The sequence below is a fragment of the Mesobacillus foraminis genome, assembly GCF_004340465.1.
Lineage (GTDB): Bacteria > Bacillota > Bacilli > Bacillales > Cytobacillaceae > Mesobacillus_B > Mesobacillus_B foraminis.
The window spans coordinates 1-14936 of the sequence record NZ_SLVV01000009.1 but is presented as its reverse complement, the minus strand read 5'-3'; the positions used below and the strand labels follow the sequence as shown (position 1 = coordinate 14936).

At 42.0% G+C, this 14936-nt stretch carries 14 protein-coding genes; 4 read left to right on the top strand and 10 right to left on the bottom strand.

Annotated features, from left to right (window positions below):
* Positions 1 to 16: 16 nt before the first annotated feature.
* The 8 genes from phoU to EV146_RS16745 form a co-directional block, all read right to left on the bottom strand.
* Positions 17 to 676, bottom strand: a complete 660-nt coding sequence (gene phoU / locus EV146_RS16780; RefSeq protein ID WP_132008549.1) for a phosphate signaling complex protein PhoU — start codon at positions 674 to 676, stop codon at positions 17 to 19.
* A 57-nt stretch (positions 677 to 733) separates the two neighbouring features.
* Positions 734 to 1528 carry a phosphate ABC transporter ATP-binding protein PstB gene (gene pstB, locus EV146_RS16775; RefSeq protein ID WP_121613948.1) on the bottom strand — a complete coding sequence of 265 codons (795 nt, stop codon included), beginning with the start codon at positions 1526 to 1528 and terminating at the stop codon, positions 734 to 736.
* A gap of 51 nt (positions 1529 to 1579) precedes the next feature.
* Entirely contained in the window at positions 1580 to 2464 is an 885-nt protein-coding gene (pstA, locus tag EV146_RS16770; protein WP_132008546.1) for a phosphate ABC transporter permease PstA, read from the bottom strand.
* Between the two features lie 2 nt (positions 2465 to 2466).
* Entirely contained in the window at positions 2467 to 3423 is a 957-nt protein-coding gene (gene pstC, locus EV146_RS16765) for a phosphate ABC transporter permease subunit PstC (protein WP_241993943.1), read from the bottom strand.
* A 104-nt stretch (positions 3424 to 3527) separates the two neighbouring features.
* Positions 3528 to 4496: a PstS family phosphate ABC transporter substrate-binding protein gene (locus EV146_RS16760; protein ID WP_132008543.1), complete on the bottom strand. Its 969-nt coding sequence runs from the start codon at positions 4494 to 4496 to the stop codon at positions 3528 to 3530.
* 208 nt (positions 4497 to 4704) lie between these two features.
* Positions 4705 to 6813 carry a peptidoglycan D,D-transpeptidase FtsI family protein gene (locus EV146_RS16755; RefSeq protein WP_241993951.1) on the bottom strand — a complete coding sequence of 703 codons (2109 nt, stop codon included), beginning with the start codon at positions 6811 to 6813 and terminating at the stop codon, positions 4705 to 4707.
* A gap of 173 nt (positions 6814 to 6986) precedes the next feature.
* Positions 6987 to 8204 (bottom strand): MFS transporter, encoded by a 1218-nt coding sequence (locus tag EV146_RS16750; RefSeq protein ID WP_132008540.1) that lies wholly within the window; start codon positions 8202 to 8204, stop codon positions 6987 to 6989.
* Positions 8205 to 8330: 126 nt separating this feature from the next.
* Positions 8331 to 8939, bottom strand: a complete 609-nt coding sequence (locus EV146_RS16745; RefSeq protein WP_121611780.1) for a superoxide dismutase — start codon at positions 8937 to 8939, stop codon at positions 8331 to 8333.
* Positions 8940 to 9292: 353 nt separating this feature from the next.
* On the opposite strand from EV146_RS16745, the gene EV146_RS16740 reads away from it, so the two are divergent.
* Positions 9293 to 9985 carry a Crp/Fnr family transcriptional regulator gene (locus tag EV146_RS16740; protein WP_132008537.1) on the top strand — a complete coding sequence of 231 codons (693 nt, stop codon included), beginning with the start codon at positions 9293 to 9295 and terminating at the stop codon, positions 9983 to 9985.
* Between the two features lie 33 nt (positions 9986 to 10018).
* On the opposite strand, the gene EV146_RS16735 is transcribed toward EV146_RS16740, so the two are convergent.
* Together EV146_RS16735 and EV146_RS16730 are read right to left on the bottom strand one after the other, a co-directional pair.
* Positions 10019 to 10498 (bottom strand): DUF456 domain-containing protein, encoded by a 480-nt coding sequence (locus tag EV146_RS16735; RefSeq protein WP_121611776.1) that lies wholly within the window; start codon positions 10496 to 10498, stop codon positions 10019 to 10021.
* 60 nt (positions 10499 to 10558) lie between these two features.
* Positions 10559 to 12190: a Na/Pi cotransporter family protein gene (locus tag EV146_RS16730; protein WP_132008534.1), complete on the bottom strand. Its 1632-nt coding sequence runs from the start codon at positions 12188 to 12190 to the stop codon at positions 10559 to 10561.
* A gap of 216 nt (positions 12191 to 12406) precedes the next feature.
* On the opposite strand from EV146_RS16730, the gene EV146_RS16725 reads away from it, so the two are divergent.
* The 3 genes from EV146_RS16725 to ispG all read left to right on the top strand — a co-directional run bounded on the left by EV146_RS16725 (position 12407) and on the right by ispG (position 14826).
* Positions 12407 to 13192 (top strand): DUF1189 domain-containing protein, encoded by a 786-nt coding sequence (locus tag EV146_RS16725; protein WP_241993942.1) that lies wholly within the window; start codon positions 12407 to 12409, stop codon positions 13190 to 13192.
* 99 nt (positions 13193 to 13291) lie between these two features.
* Positions 13292 to 13606: a hypothetical protein gene (locus EV146_RS16720; protein ID WP_132008531.1), complete on the top strand. Its 315-nt coding sequence runs from the start codon at positions 13292 to 13294 to the stop codon at positions 13604 to 13606.
* A gap of 125 nt (positions 13607 to 13731) precedes the next feature.
* Entirely contained in the window at positions 13732 to 14826 is a 1095-nt protein-coding gene (gene ispG, locus EV146_RS16715) for a flavodoxin-dependent (E)-4-hydroxy-3-methylbut-2-enyl-diphosphate synthase (RefSeq protein WP_121611768.1), read from the top strand.
* Positions 14827 to 14936: the final 110 nt, after the last annotated feature.

Genomic DNA, 14936 nt, shown 5'->3' with positions numbered 1-14936 from the left:
CTTTTTTGATGCCAATTTAATTGTTTAGGTCGTACCGTTTTCCCTTCACCAGATAGAATATATGCTCGGCTATATTGGTCACATGGTCTGCAGCACGTTCCAAATACCTGCTTATGAATGACAGCTGGGTAATCTGGGGCAAGTGTCCTGGATTGCTCTGGTTGAGCTGCAGCAGGTCCTGGATGGTTTGCCCATATAGTTCATCCACCTGATCATCCATCTCGGCTACTTTTTTAGCCTTCGAAAGATCTTCATCATTAAAAGCCTCCAATGACAATGTAAGCATCTGCAGTGTCAGCCGATGCATTTCCCTGATATGTTCAATTGGTTTTACCAGTGGCTCCGCACCGATACGGATGGTAGACTTGGCAATATTGACGGCAAAATCAGCAATCCGTTCAATATCATTGGCAATCTTGATAGCCACAATTATTCTGCGCAAATCCACTGCAACTGGCTGCTGTTTTGCAATCAAGAGGATGGCAAAATCATTAATATCTTCTTCAAGGATATCTGCCTTTGTATCATCCTCGATTATTTCAAGCGCTGCTTCGATATCTTTATTTTCAAGTGAATCCAGGGATTTCGTCAGTGCCTCAGCGGAGAAATTTCCCAGCTCAAGCATTTTATTCTGCAATTCTCTTAAATCTTCTTCAAATCTTTCCCTGACAACCATACAAATGCTCCCTTCTAAGTACTAACCTATAGTTCAAAATATCTCTAATCGTTCAAATCAACCAAAACGTCCTGTAATGTAATCCTCTGTTCGTTTGTCTGAAGGGTTAGAAAAGATTTTATCTGTATTCGCAAATTCAATGACCTCTCCATTTAAGAAAAATGCCGTTTTGTCCGAAATCCGTGCTGCCTGCTGCATATTATGAGTAACAATGATTATGCTGTAGTCTTTTTTCATTTCCTGAACAAGTTCTTCGACCTTTAAAGTAGAGATTGGATCCAGGGCGGATGTAGGCTCATCCATTAAAATCACGTCTGGTTCGATCGCAAGGCATCGGGCAATGCACAGACGCTGCTGCTGTCCGCCTGACAGGCCGTATGCATTTTGATTTAGTCGGTCCTTGACCTCATCCCAGATAGCGGCCCCGCGAAGACTCTTTTCAACAATTTCGTCCAATATTTTTTTGCTGCGGATCCCATGGATTTTCGGGCCGTATGCAATATTTTCGTAAATCGATTTCGGGAAAGGATTAGGCTTCTGGAATACCATGCCTACTCTAGTCCGTAAATCTTCAACTTTAAAGTTCTTATCAAGAATATTTCGTTCACGGTATAATATTTCTCCGGAAATACGGACAGTAGGCACTAGCTCCACCATTCTGTTCAAGGTTTTAATGTAAGTGGACTTCCCGCAGCCTGATGGACCTATAATGGCTGTCACTTCGTTTTCATTTATCGCAAGGTTAATATTCTTTAAGGCATGACCTTCCCCGTACCAGAGATTTAAATCTTTTGTATTATATACAACCCTTTTAGGTGTTTCCTCGGCATTTTGTGTTTCCTGTTTCATCATTGTCTTCTCGCGATCAGTTAATACTGCCATTTAAGTACACCCTTCCTGGAATTAAAATCTTTTTTGAAATTTGTTTCTGATAATGATGGCAATCGAGTTCATTGCAAATAGGACAATTAACAAAATAACAATGGTTGCTGCTGCAAGGTTGGCATATTCTGCAACCAAAGCGGAGTCGAGTGTCCAATAATAAATTTGAACTGGCAGTATTGTAAACCGGTCAAATATCCCTTCTGGAAGAGGAATCAATAAAGCTGGAATTCCCAGTACTACAAGCGGTGCTGTCTCACCAATTGCCCGGGAAAGCGCGAGAATTACACCTGTCAAAATTCCAGGTATTGAGGCCGGTAATACAACGTTTTTCACAGTCTGCCATTTTGTTGCCCCCATCCCATAAGAGGCTTCTCTTAAAAATTGAGGAACAGACCGAATGGCCTCCTGACTGGCAACTACTACTACAGGCAGTACCAGCAATGCCATGGTCAAACCGCCTGCCAGCACGATTGACCCTAAATCAAGGGCCCTGGCAAATATCGTTAATCCAAGGATTCCGAAAACGACTGACGGGACTCCTGCCAGATTGGAAATATTCGTTTGAATGAAAGACTGAAGGCGTCCTTTTTTCGCGTACTCTTCTAAATAAATCGCTGTTCCCACTCCCAGGATCATCGTAACTGGTGCAACCACAAGCATTAGCCAGAGAGTACCGAGTATCGCACCCATAATTCCAGCCCTCTCAGGATCAGTAGAGAGTCTGTTTGTTAAGAAACCCATATTCAGCGAGCCAAGCCCATCGGCAAGTACCCGGTAAATAAGAACGGCCAATACTAACAGGCCAAACAGGGTTGCCAGAAAGAAAAGAGTTTTGGCAAGGTTATTAGCGAATAAACGTGAGCCCATTTTCTTTTGGACCTGGGCTGCATCAATATACTTCATAATTAATACTCCTCCCTGAATTTCCGAGAGATATACTGCGCAAGCAGATTCATAACCAGAGTAAATACGAATAATGTCATGGCTACGGCATAAAGACTGTAATAAAGGGTTGTACCAGCTGCTGCCTCTCCACCTGTTACCTCCACTATATAAGCTGTCATGGTTTGCATCGATTGGGTAACATCAAATGTAAAGTTCTTTGAGCTTCCGCTGGCGATGGCTACAATCATTGTTTCGCCTATTGCCCGTGATATGCCCAGAACAAATGAGGCTATAATGCCAGAAATGGCAGCAGGCACAACAACTTTCCAGGTAACTTCGAGTTTCGTAGCACCCAGTGCCAGAGCACCTTCTCTCATTGTATTTGGTACAGCACTCATAGCATCTTCAGATAATGAAGCTACCATTGGGATGATCATGATCCCCATAACCAAACCAGGACTAAGAATATTGGTGGGTTCCAATCCCGGGATAAATGACCTCAATAATGGCGTTACAAATGTAAAAGCAAAAAACCCATAGACAATTGTTGGGATACCTGCCAATACCTCCAGCATCGGCTTTAAAGTTCTTCTTAATTTTTCCGATGCATATTCACTTAAAAATACAGCGGTCATAAGGCCAATCGGAATCGCAACAACCATGGCAATAGCCGTTGAGATTAGTGTACCCGTTAATAATGGCAAGACTCCAAAAACAGCATTTTCGCCCAAGGGCTTCAGTTGCGTTCCAGTAAAGAAATCTAAAAATGGGACCTCTCTAAAGAAGTTAATGGTTTCAGTCAATAAAGTTAAAAGGATTCCTATTGTTGTTAATATCGAAATAGCTGCAATACCAAGCAAGATTCCAGGTATTAATTTTTCAAAGGTTTGATTAAAATTTTTTGATTTTTTCTTTTCCTGAATAAGTTCACTAACTTTTATAGGTTTACCTGATTTATGATCCAATGTTTTATCCAAGATTGAAAACCCCTTTTCTCCTCGTTTAAAGGAAAAATATAACACCCCATAAAATTTAACAGGCAAGAAGATGAGAAGCCATTTCTCCTCATCTTCACTGCATTTTATTTCAAGCCATTTAAAGCATCAAGGGACGTTTTAACATCCTCATCTGCTAATGGAGCAAACCCAGTTTCTTTAGCAACATCTTGCGCATTTTCCATTGTGTAAATCGCATAATCCAGTACTTCAGGTTTTTCTTTTGCATTATTCACATTAAGATAAGTGAAAACCGGACGGGTAAATGGAGCATAATCACCATCTTCAGCAATTGTATCTAGTGTTGGTTCAACCGGTCCTTTGCCAAAATCAACTTTTACTGCGGCAAGTTTATCGGTGTTGCTTGCATAGTAGCCATATCCGAAGAATCCAATGGCGTTTTTATCCTTTGAAACCAGGTCTACTAGTGTAGAATAATCCTGCTGTAAATTTATATCTTCTGGCAGATCCTGTTCTCCAAGGATTGTTTCATACATGAATTCATAGGTACCATGATTTTCATTAGGTCCATATGTCTTAATTTCCTCGTTTGGGAATTCAGAGCGAACATCAGACCACTTTTTCTTTCCTTTGCTTTCAAGGAAGATATCAATTACTTCCTGTTGGGTAAGCTCTTTAGCCCAATCGTTATCTTTATTAATAACAATGGTGATTCCATCTAAAGCTACCTTCATTTCCTGTGTTTCAATACCAAGCTTTTCAGCTTCAGACTTTTCTTCCTCTTTGATCTGGCGGGAAGCATTGTTGAAATCCGTTCCGCCTTCAGCAAGGAACTTTTTAAAGCCCGCAGAAGTTCCAGCACGGCTTACTTCAACGGAAACCCCTTCTTGCTCATTGGTCATATAGTTTTCGGCCATTTGAGCCATGAAAGGATATACAGTTCCTGAACCATCTATGATCACGCTGCCTTCTAATTCTTCACCATTTCCATTTCCATTTCCTTCATTAGCATTATCATTTCCTCCACACGCTGCTGTCATTGCCATCACGGCGGCAACAAGTGTAAGAAGGCTGGCTTTCTTAAGACTTTTCATTACGTGATTCCCCCTAAGGTTGGTTGTATGTCTTACAGGTAAAAGAATACAAGCTCAGTATTAATGATGTTTTAACTGAATGTTAAGGTTTTGTAAATTTAATGATTCGATGCATAAAGGTAATTATTACTGGGTAAAATTAATTTTGTTTTCTAGATATAGCTTTTCCAAAGTCAAAAAAAAAAACTGCCCAGATGGGCAGTTTTTTTTATTCATCTATTTCTTCCAGAAGGGCAGCTCCTTCTGCTTTTTCTTCTATCTCTTGCACAGGCTGTTCAGGATTCATATTCTTCTCGTGGCGCTTATCTTTCAATTCAAAGTAGGTATCTAGGACCCTTCGGCCAATATCATTGTTTGCGTGATGGCCTGTGCTTCCTTCATAAGCCCACGGCACCATTACAGCCATGGCAATCTCTGGATTATTATATGGAGCATAGCCAACCAGACTAAGATTCATCACTTCAGGCGGTTCATTAAATTTGCTTCTCTCCGGTCCATCATAGAATGCCTCAGCAGTTCCAGTTTTGCCAGCAGGCTTGTAATCAGCGCTGGCGAAGCTTCCATATGCTGTGCCGCTTGGTTCCTGCATTACGCGGCGAAAGCCTTCCTGGACTCCTTCAATCCAGTTTTCCTCGGCATCCACTGAGTTAAGGACAACAGGTTCAAAAGATTTAATCACTGGACCCACTTTTTCTTTATCCAGGATTGGTTCCCTGATCTCTTTAACCAGTCGGGGTTTTATCCTGTTTCCGCCGTTCGCAATGGTCGAAACATATTGAGCGAGCTGCATGGTGGTGTAGGTATCATACTGCCCAATTGAAAAGTCGAGCAATTTACCAGGGGCATTCTCTGTCCCTTTAAACCCAGCCATTTCATTAGGCAGATCAATTCCCGTCCTAACTCCAAGACCAAACTGGGCAAAGGAATTCCTGAAGATATTGAATGTTCCCGGCTTTAATGACAGCGGCTGGTTAAACTGATAATTTCCGCCGCCGACATTAATGGCAGTCCTGAACATAAAGACATTTGAAGACACTTTTAATGCATTTTTGTAATCGAGGATCCCCAGGCCTGATTTCCAGGAACGCTTAGGCTCTGTCCCTTTGATTTTCACTGGTGTATCATAAAAAGTCGTATAAGGTGTAATGGCACCAGTGCTGAAACCTGTAAGGACCGTCGCCCCTTTTACAGCAGAGCCAACATTATAGGAAGTAGTGATATTTCCAAGGGCAAAATCCTGCACTTCGCTTCGGCCTGTTTCTTCATTCCTTCCGATCTGTTTCCCAGCCATTGTCAAAATATCGCCGGTATGGGGATCCATTAGAACGACAAAAGCACGGTCAAGCAATCGGGTGCCGGACTGCTGCTTAGCCTTCAGCAATTCTTCCTCAACGATCTTTTCAACCGCAAGCTGCAGGTCCATATCAATCGTTAGGACAAGATCCTTTCCTCTTTCTCCTTCAGTGATCACTTCCGTATCAAGCACGTTTCCAGCTTTATCAGTTACATTCTTCACTTTGGCCTTCTGGCCGTGAAGGACATCCTCATATTGCAGTTCCAGATAGCTCTTGCCTACCCGGTCGTTGCGGCTGTAGTCTCTGGATAAATAGTACTCAAGGCGCTCTCTTGGGAGCCCTTCATCTGAATCCGTTACTTTCCCGAGAACAGTCTGCAGAGTCTTCCCAAAAGAATATTTGCGGTTCCAGTTGGTAGTAGTATCTACGCCTGGAAGCTGTTCCAGATTTTCACTGACTGCTGCGTATTCTTTGGCTTTGACGCCTTCCTTGACGATTTGCGGCGACAAAGCATACCCGCTGTTAAATTCCCGGAATATTGCCAGGACTTCGAGATCACTTTCCGAAAGCTCATTCAGCTCCTTTTCTGTGATTCTCTCCAGCTGCAGATCATAAATTTTCTTATCGTCTATTTTCTTTTCGTTGTATAAAGCCCATTCTTTTTCCGTTATTTTCGCCTTGGCCAGGTCAGGGTTCTTTATGATCCAATAATCCTTTTTGTCCCTTTCCCTTACTTTATCTGTTTCCTTGTCAATTATTTTCGCGAGGCGCTCTGCCACCTCGAGCATTTCTTCCGTACTGGTTCCCTGGCTTTTTGTATAGGTAATTGCATTGCTAGAAGTATTATCCACAATTGTCTTATGATTGCGATCATACATTTTCCCGCGGGGAACCGGGCTGTTCACCGTAACATCTTCCGTCCGCTCAATTTCCCTTTTAAAATCTTCCCCATATACAATCTGGACTATGCCAAGCCTCAAAATCAGCATCGAAAATAATAAAAATACGGCTAAAAACAGCATATTCAGCCGAAATGGCACTTTTGTCTTCTTTTTCTTTCCCAACGTTTCTCCTCACCTTTCTAATTCAAAGGTTGTCCGTGGCAAATGCACTAAACATTATTGTAAAGGAAAAGTTGGTATAATTCTATTGTCAAATACTACTGTTTTCTTACTCCCCAAAAGGACCCATTCTTTTATGTAGACGAGAATTTCACATGCCTGATAAAAAAGTAGATACATGTGTGGCCGCTGCCAATGATTAAAAGCAAGATGGGGATGCCTGTTTCCTTGTTAAAAAAATGGATGGCACCCAAAAAAAGAAGAATTGATAGCGCTCTTCCTATGTTCAGGAAGATTTCTTTTACAACAATATACTCAATCCTCATTTCTGCAGCTTTCCAGCCCGAGCCAATGACATCATAGGTCAGCGACATGTAAGGGACCAGCAGGAGCGGATACGCCACTGCAATAAGCGCAGCGTACATAAGCAGCCGATAATAGGTAACATCAAAAATAATTAAAAAGATGGAAAGATAAAGCAGGATTCCTGCATAAAGAATTGATTTCTTCCGGTATTCCTTCTTCAGCATCCTTGAAGCAAAAAAATAGGCGACGAAGGAGATTCCGGAATTAATTAAGCCGAAAGTCCCTAATGCCATTTCACTTCCAGTTGAAATAAAGACAAAAACAGAAACGATAAAGGCAAAAGTACCTTCCCTGAGTCCCTGAAACACATGGGCATTAGTGATCATTTTCCAATTCCGGTTATGTTTCCTCTCTGTCCAAATCCGCAAAAACCAATATTTTCCTCCTGCTGGTCTGCGCTTTAAGAAGAAACTCAGAAAGACAGCAATTGAAAACAGGACAAGAGACAGTCCAAAAATGATGGTGTAGCCCGTAAACTTCTCCAGCCTTGAAATGATGAGGCCGGCAGCAATAGGGCCGATCATCCCCCCTGCAGACGAAAGAATGCCTAAAAATCCATTAAAGAAATCCCTCGTCTCAGGTTCAGTAATCTCAAAAGTAAGGACATTAAAAGCCAGCCAATAAAACCCATATCCAATACCAAGCAATCCCCCAAGAATCAAGAGAAATTCGGATGCCTTTGTTCCGAAAAAAAGCACGGCCAGATAAAAAACAGCCAAGAAAATGACGCCCATTCTTAGAACGATGACTCTGTCGACTTTCTTTGCCCACCTGCCAGCTACAATAAATGTTAATGGCTGCATAATGACAATGGAAAGATTATAAATTCCAAGGTCTGAAAAGTCACCGGATTGCTTCCATAAATAAATATTCACAAATGTATTCGACAAGGCTACGCTCAGCGAATACAATCCCCCAATCAACAGGAGCAGGGTTAAATCCTTTGTAAGTTCAACGTCACCAAATAGTTTTTGCAGTTTGCTCATCTAGAAACTCCCCTTTTCTTCTCGGGTAGTTTCTAACAATCTCAACTTCCTTATTCATGTTATTGGAAACATTGATCAATAACAAAGGGGCAGACGAATTCGCCTGCCCCTTTGTTAATTTAATGATTATTTTGCTGCGCTGTAACGCTTGCTGACTTCTTCCCAGTTTACTACATTCCAGAATGCGCCAATATATTCAGGACGTCTGTTCTGATAGTTTAAATAATAAGCATGCTCCCAAACATCAAGACCAAGAATTGGAGTCTTGCCTTCCATTAATGGTGAATCCTGGTTTGGAGTGCTTGTGACTTCAAGCTCGCCATTGTTAACGACCAGCCAGGCCCATCCGGAACCAAAACGAGTTGTTGCCGCTTTTGAAAATTCTTCTTTGAATCCTTCATATCCGCCAAATTTATTGTTGATCGCTTCTGCAAGCTCACCAGAAGGCTCTCCGCCGCCGTTTGGAGAAATCACTTGCCAGAACAAAGAGTGGTTCGCATGTCCGCCGCCATTGTTGCGCACTGCAGTGCGTGCGGCTTCAGGAACAGCATCCAGATTAGAAACAACTTCTTCTACTGTCTTTGAAAGAAGTTCCTGATTTCCTTCAAGAGCGTTATTAAGGTTTGTTACATATGTGTTATGGTGCTTCGTGTGGTGAATGTTCATTGTTTCCTTATCGATGTGTGGTTCAAGTGCATCGTATGCGTATGGTAGTTGCGGTAGTTCAAATGCCATTTTAACATCCTCCTATGTATCGAATATGCTCCAGAGAATCATCCAAATCCAGTAAAATGGATAGCAGATATATTCTTAGGGCGCTAGCCTAAGATTACCAAAGAACGGTAATCGTTTCAAATAAAATGCTTATTTTCACCGAAATTATTGTTACCGCTTTCGTAAGAATCTATTCTATCAAGGATCAGAATATTGATAATTCGATAATTTGTCACTTTTTCAAATCCCTTTTATCCCAATGATTTTAGCACATCTGATCTAATCCAAATACAATTAACTCCAAACCGCTATTAACTTGCCTTTCCCTTATCTTTTAAATCTAATTTAGAGGCATCTAAAAGGAGAAGAATCGCGTGAAAAAAACCCTTTCTTTGTATACTCTAATTTTGCAAAATTTCATTGGCACCGAGCCTGTTCAAAAGGTTAAGGCCGGTACGATCCTTTTTCAGGAAGGAGATTCTGTCGAAGCTGTTTACCTCGTATTGAGCGGGTCCATTTCCCTTGGGCGCGTGCACATGAAAGGGAAAGAATTTATCATGACAATCATGAACAGCGAGGAAATTTTAGTAGAATATGATCTGTTCAAATCATTTCCCAGGTATTATTTTTCGGCAAAGACAATGACCGATTGTGACATCCTAATGATTAAAAGGGAAGCATTCGAAAATTATCTCTCAAAAGACACTGCCGTGATGCATTCCCTAGCAAGCTGGCTCAGTACCCGCTACCTGAAAGCTCAAATGAAGTGCCAGGATTTAATCATGAATGGAAAGAAAGGCGGGCTCTATTCTATCTTAATCCGCTTATGCAACAGCTATGGAGTCAGCAATGAGGATGGAATACAGATTGACCTCCCCCTCACCCACCAGGAGCTCGCGAGCCTGACTTTCGGAACAAGGGAGGTGATCCAGCGGATGCTAAAGGAATTGCGCGAGCTGGATGTGATTTCGTATGATCAAATGAAATTTACAGTTAAGAACCTTAAGTATTTAAAGAAAGAAGTAGACTGCCAAAGCTGTCCCTTAGAAATTTGTGGATTAAATTGAATGTAAAAAATCGTGCCCCTTAAGCACGATTTTTTAGATAAGGATATAGAAATAAACGAGCATAATGGCCTGGATTACCCCTTTAGTTACAATGCTGCTGATAAAACCAACAACCGAACCAAAACCAATTTTGACTGCATCCAGGAGATTCTTCCTGTGGACAAGAAGTTCTGCAAGTGCTGCTCCAATGAACGGACCTATCAGAATCCCCAGGACAGGGATCACAAAAGGACCGGCAAGCAGACCGATTGTACTCCCCCAAACCCCTGCTTTGGAACCCCCATACTTCTTTACACCAATGATATTAGCAGCGTAATCGGCTCCAAACAATAAAACGACAAACATTCCTTGTACCGCCCAAAACAGCCAGTTCAAGTCCTCAAAACTGAAAAATACTCCATAAAGAAGAAAACCGCCGATTATAAAAAGAACACTTGGAATAACGGGAACGAACAGACCTGCAAATGCGATGACAAACAGTATAATGATGATGCTCCAATAAATGTAATCCACTATATCCTTCCTTCGCAAAAAATAAGACAAGGGAAAAGATTCCCTTGCCTTATCTTACCACTAATGGCTCTCACCTAAAACATAATCGGCAATATTGACTGCATGATCGCCAATCCGCTCCAGATTGCTGATGATATCAACAAAGACAATCCCGGCCTGGCCGGAGCATACTCCTTCACTAATCCTCATAATATGCTGCTTCCGCAAGCTTCTTTCCATCTTGTCTATCTTCTCTTCTTTCCTGACTACTTGTGTCGCGATATCTTTATCATTATGATCAAGGGCCTGCAATGCCTCGTTAACCGTTTTGATGGTAAGCTCGAACATTTGATCAAGATCATCCATCGCGGTGTCTGTCATCTTCACTTTGTTTGCCTGCTGATATTCGATCAATTCGATGATGTTCTCAAAATGATCCCCTATCCGTTCAATATCTCTAACGGTGTCCATCAGCATGCCATGCTGTTCTGATTCGTTTTCCGATAAAGAACTTGTTGAAAGCATGACAAGATAATCTGTAATTTTCCTGTCCAGATTATTGATGGCGTCTTCCAGCTGATAGGCGGTGTCGGCATTTTTTGTATTCTTTGTTTTTATATACTGATTGGTTTCTTCAAGCCCCTGGACAGCAAATTTTCCCATTCTGAGGACTTCTTCCTTGGCTTGTCCAATAGCAATCGACGGAGATTGCTCGATAAACACCGGATCCAGATGCTTCGCTTTATAATCGACAATGGCATCCTCTCCGGGAATGAGCTTTGTCACAACATAAGCCAATCCGGCAACAAAAGGAAGCTGTATCAACGTATTTGTGATATTAAAGGTTCCATGGGCAAATGCGATCGTCATTTCCGGGTTAAGGTTTAATGACTCCTGGAATATTCTGATCAAACCAGTAAATGGTGTTAATAGAATCATGAAAATCAATGTTCCAATTAAATTAAACAGAACATGAGTGGCTGCAGCCCGCCTTGCAGCTACCGATGTACCAATGGCAGCAAGAATCGCTGTAATCGTAGTCCCAATGTTATCACCAAACAGGACTGGCAGGGCCGCCTCAAGAGTAATAAGGCCGTCGCCGAACAATCCTTGAAGAATCCCGATCGTAGCACTTGAGCTCTGTACAATGACAGTAAAGAGTGTACCTACAATAACACCAAGGATCGGATTCGTGCTCAATTCCACTGTAAGGTCATGGAAAGACTCGAGCCCTCTCAGCGGCTTCATTCCCCCGCTCATCAGCTCAAGACCATAGAAGAGCGCTCCGAATCCAAATACAATCTGCCCTAAGCTGTGGACCTTTTTATTTTTAAAGAAAAACAGAAGGATAGCTCCCAGCGCGATAATTGGCAAAGCATATTCACCAATATCGATCCCGATGATGAAAGCAGTGATCGTTGTTCCGATATTGGCCCCCATGATGACCCCAATGGCCTGTCTTAAAGTCATAAATCCTGCGCTGACGAGACCCACTGTTATGACAGTAGTTGCCGAGCTGCTTTGGATGAGTACTGTGACAAGTACACCTGCGAGGACGCCCATAATTGGATTGGTCGTGAACCTGTCCAGAATATCCCTGAGTCGGTCACCCGCAGACTTTTGCAAGCCATCCCCCATATATTTTAATCCAAATAAGAAAATACCAAGGCCGCCAAAAAATTCAAACAGCATTTCCTGTACATTCAGTTCCATTGATTCAACCCCTACTCTTTTTTTCGACAACTCTCAACAAACTCGCTATCATTATGCTTATGTTTTAAGAAAGTGTAAATATATTCGAAGGGAAATTTACATTTCTTTAACATTCCAGAGAAATGTTACAAGAATATTACAAGGGTTTGGCTTTAACTTGTGTATATATATTAGTGAAGTTAAAATTAATTCGTTGAATACAATAAAGGGTGTGTAATGATGAATATTTTTAAACAGCTTTACCGAAGTTTATTTTCGCCAAAAGACATAGCATCTTTTCGGTTTCAGGGAATTGGAAAAACGATCTTATATGTTTTTATCCTGACTTTACTGTCAATCCTCCCGACTGTTTACTACTCTGCCACAGCAATGATGTCTGCGGTCGAGGCAACCAAACAAACGATCAATGAGGATTTACCTTCCTTTACAATTGAAAACGGACAGCTTCAGTCTGATGCCACCCAGGAGAAGGTAATTGATAAGGGCAGTATTACCATCGTCTTTGATTCAACAGGAAAGCTGGATGCACAAAAAGTATCTAATTCGGACGATACTCTGGCAATCCTCAGGGATGAAATTGTCCTGAGTGCTGCCGGAGAGACTAATTCCATCCCTTACACCATGTTTGCCCAGGAAACGATTACAAAGGATGATATTAGTACTCTTCTTAATCATTCGGACAGAGCTCTTGCTTTCATCCTGCCATTGTTATTTTTGATCATTTTCGTTTTCACCAGTGCTCTTGCATTTATCGAAATCTCAATTCTTGCCTGGATTGGCCTGTTGTTGAAAAATGCTGCCGGCAAAAAGCTGGCCTATCGCCACTTATGGAGGATGACAGCATACAGCATCACTCTTCCAACCATTTTTTTCATGATCATGTCCATCCTTCAGACAAATGTTCCCATGGGATTCTTAATTAACTGGTTCATCAGTCTTACCATCCTGCTTTTGGCTATTAAGGAGGTGCCTGGATCTAAGGACCAGCCGAATCTGTCGTGACATGTGAGAAAATGCGCCTGATCAGGCGTATTTTTTTGTTCTTATCCCGCCCGCCCCGGCATATATATGGACAAACCTTTTTAGATGGAGGATTGCCTAATGAAGAAGCTAGCCGGATTCCTGTTTATTATGCTCCTAATATACTCTATTTACCATGATATTCAGCATGGCACTCTTCCAGCCGCTGTCTCTGCAGTACAAGTTGAAGAAACAGAACCCCCAGCAGCAGACAAGTCCTATTTTGAAAAGAAAATCCAGCCCGGTGAAACAGTACTTTCCGTAATGGAAAAACAGTTTGATGGACCGGTCCCGGTTCCAATAACAACTATTGTAAATGACTTCCAGGAACTGAACAACGGTCTGGACCCCAAGGAAATCCAATTAGGCAAGTCATATAAGTTCCCGGAGTATTGAGTTGCTGATTAGCACAATTTAATGGTAATCAACTTTTCTTGTCAATATCGCCGAATGACTGATAAAATATATGAGTGATTGGAAAATCAGACTGTATTTCTTTTTATAAAAGGAGCGAATCACTGTTGAGTGAATTAATACATCGTACGAAAACTCGTCCTGTGCGAGTAGGTAATTTAACAATAGGCGGGAACAATGAAGTCGTCATCCAGAGCATGACAACGACAAAGACCCATGACGTGGAAGCTACCGTAGCAGAGATCAAGCGCCTTGAAGAAGCGGGCTGCCAGATTGTAAGGGTAGCATGTCCTGATGAACGGGCGGCCAATGCCATCGCTGAAATAAAAAAACGCATCAATATTCCACTGGTGGTGGATATCCATTTCGATTACAGGCTAGCCTTGAAAGCGATAGAAGGCGGGGCTGATAAGATACGGATCAATCCGGGGAATATTGGAAAACGCGAAAAGGTTGAAGCTGTCGTCAAAGCAGCAAAAGAGCGCGGCATACCGATCCGGATTGGAGTCAATGCCGGATCACTCGAAAAAAGAATTCTTGAAAAATACGGATATCCTACTGCTGACGGCATGGTCGAAAGTGCTTTGCATCATATAAAAATCCTCGAAGATCTGGATTTTCATGATATCATCGTCTCCATGAAAGCGTCGGATGTAAACCTTGCAATTGAAGCATATGAAAAAGCTGCACAAGCTTTTGACTACCCTTTGCACCTTGGCATCACGGAATCAGGAACGCTCTTCGCCGGGACAGTTAAAAGTGCAGCAGGACTGGGAGCAATTCTTAGCAAGGGAATTGGCAATACTCTAAGAATTTCTTTAAGTGCCGATCCCGTTGAAGAGGTTAAAGTAGCCCGGGAACTGCTGAAGTCATTTGGTCTTGCCGCCAACGCGGCTACTTTGATTTCCTGCCCAACCTGCGGCAGAATAGAGATTGATCTTATCTCCATTGCAAACGAAGTAGAAGAGTATATTCAGAACATTAAGGCCCCTATTAAGGTAGCAGTCCTCGGCTGTGCCGTTAATGGACCTGGTGAAGCGAGAGAGGCAGACATCGGGATTGCGGGGGCACGTGGAGAAGGACTTCTCTTCAGGAAAGGGGAAATCGTAAGAAAAGTCCCAGAAAAAGAATTGGTAAACGAATTGAAAAAGGAAATCGATAAAATCGCTGAAGAGAAATTAAATGCGATGGCGCAAAACTAAAAATTTATGAAGTGCAAAAGAGGCTGGGACAAAACCCTGCTCTGATAATGAAAAAGCCGGTGAAATTTACGACGAGTAAATTTCACCGGCTTTGATTATTTTTACAATAA

Coding starts and splice junctions, on each gene's coding strand:
- phoU (WP_132008549.1), bottom strand. CDS start 676: ATGGTTGTCAGGGAAAGATTTGAAGAAGATTTAAGAGAATTGCAGAAT.
- pstB (WP_121613948.1), bottom strand. CDS start 1,528: ATGATGAAACAGGAAACACAAAATGCCGAGGAAACACCTAAAAGGGTT.
- pstA (WP_132008546.1), bottom strand. CDS start 2,464: ATGAAGTATATTGATGCAGCCCAGGTCCAAAAGAAAATGGGCTCACGT.
- EV146_RS16760 (WP_132008543.1), bottom strand. CDS start 4,496: ATGAAAAGTCTTAAGAAAGCCAGCCTTCTTACACTTGTTGCCGCCGTG.
- EV146_RS16755 (WP_241993951.1), bottom strand. CDS start 6,813: ATGCTGTTTTTAGCCGTATTTTTATTATTTTCGATGCTGATTTTGAGG.
- EV146_RS16750 (WP_132008540.1), bottom strand. CDS start 8,204: ATGAGCAAACTGCAAAAACTATTTGGTGACGTTGAACTTACAAAGGAT.
- EV146_RS16745 (WP_121611780.1), bottom strand. CDS start 8,939: ATGGCATTTGAACTACCGCAACTACCATACGCATACGATGCACTTGAA.
- EV146_RS16730 (WP_132008534.1), bottom strand. CDS start 12,190: ATGGAACTGAATGTACAGGAAATGCTGTTTGAATTTTTTGGCGGCCTT.
- EV146_RS16725 (WP_241993942.1), top strand. CDS start 12,407: ATGATGAATATTTTTAAACAGCTTTACCGAAGTTTATTTTCGCCAAAA.
- EV146_RS16720 (WP_132008531.1), top strand. CDS start 13,292: ATGAAGAAGCTAGCCGGATTCCTGTTTATTATGCTCCTAATATACTCT.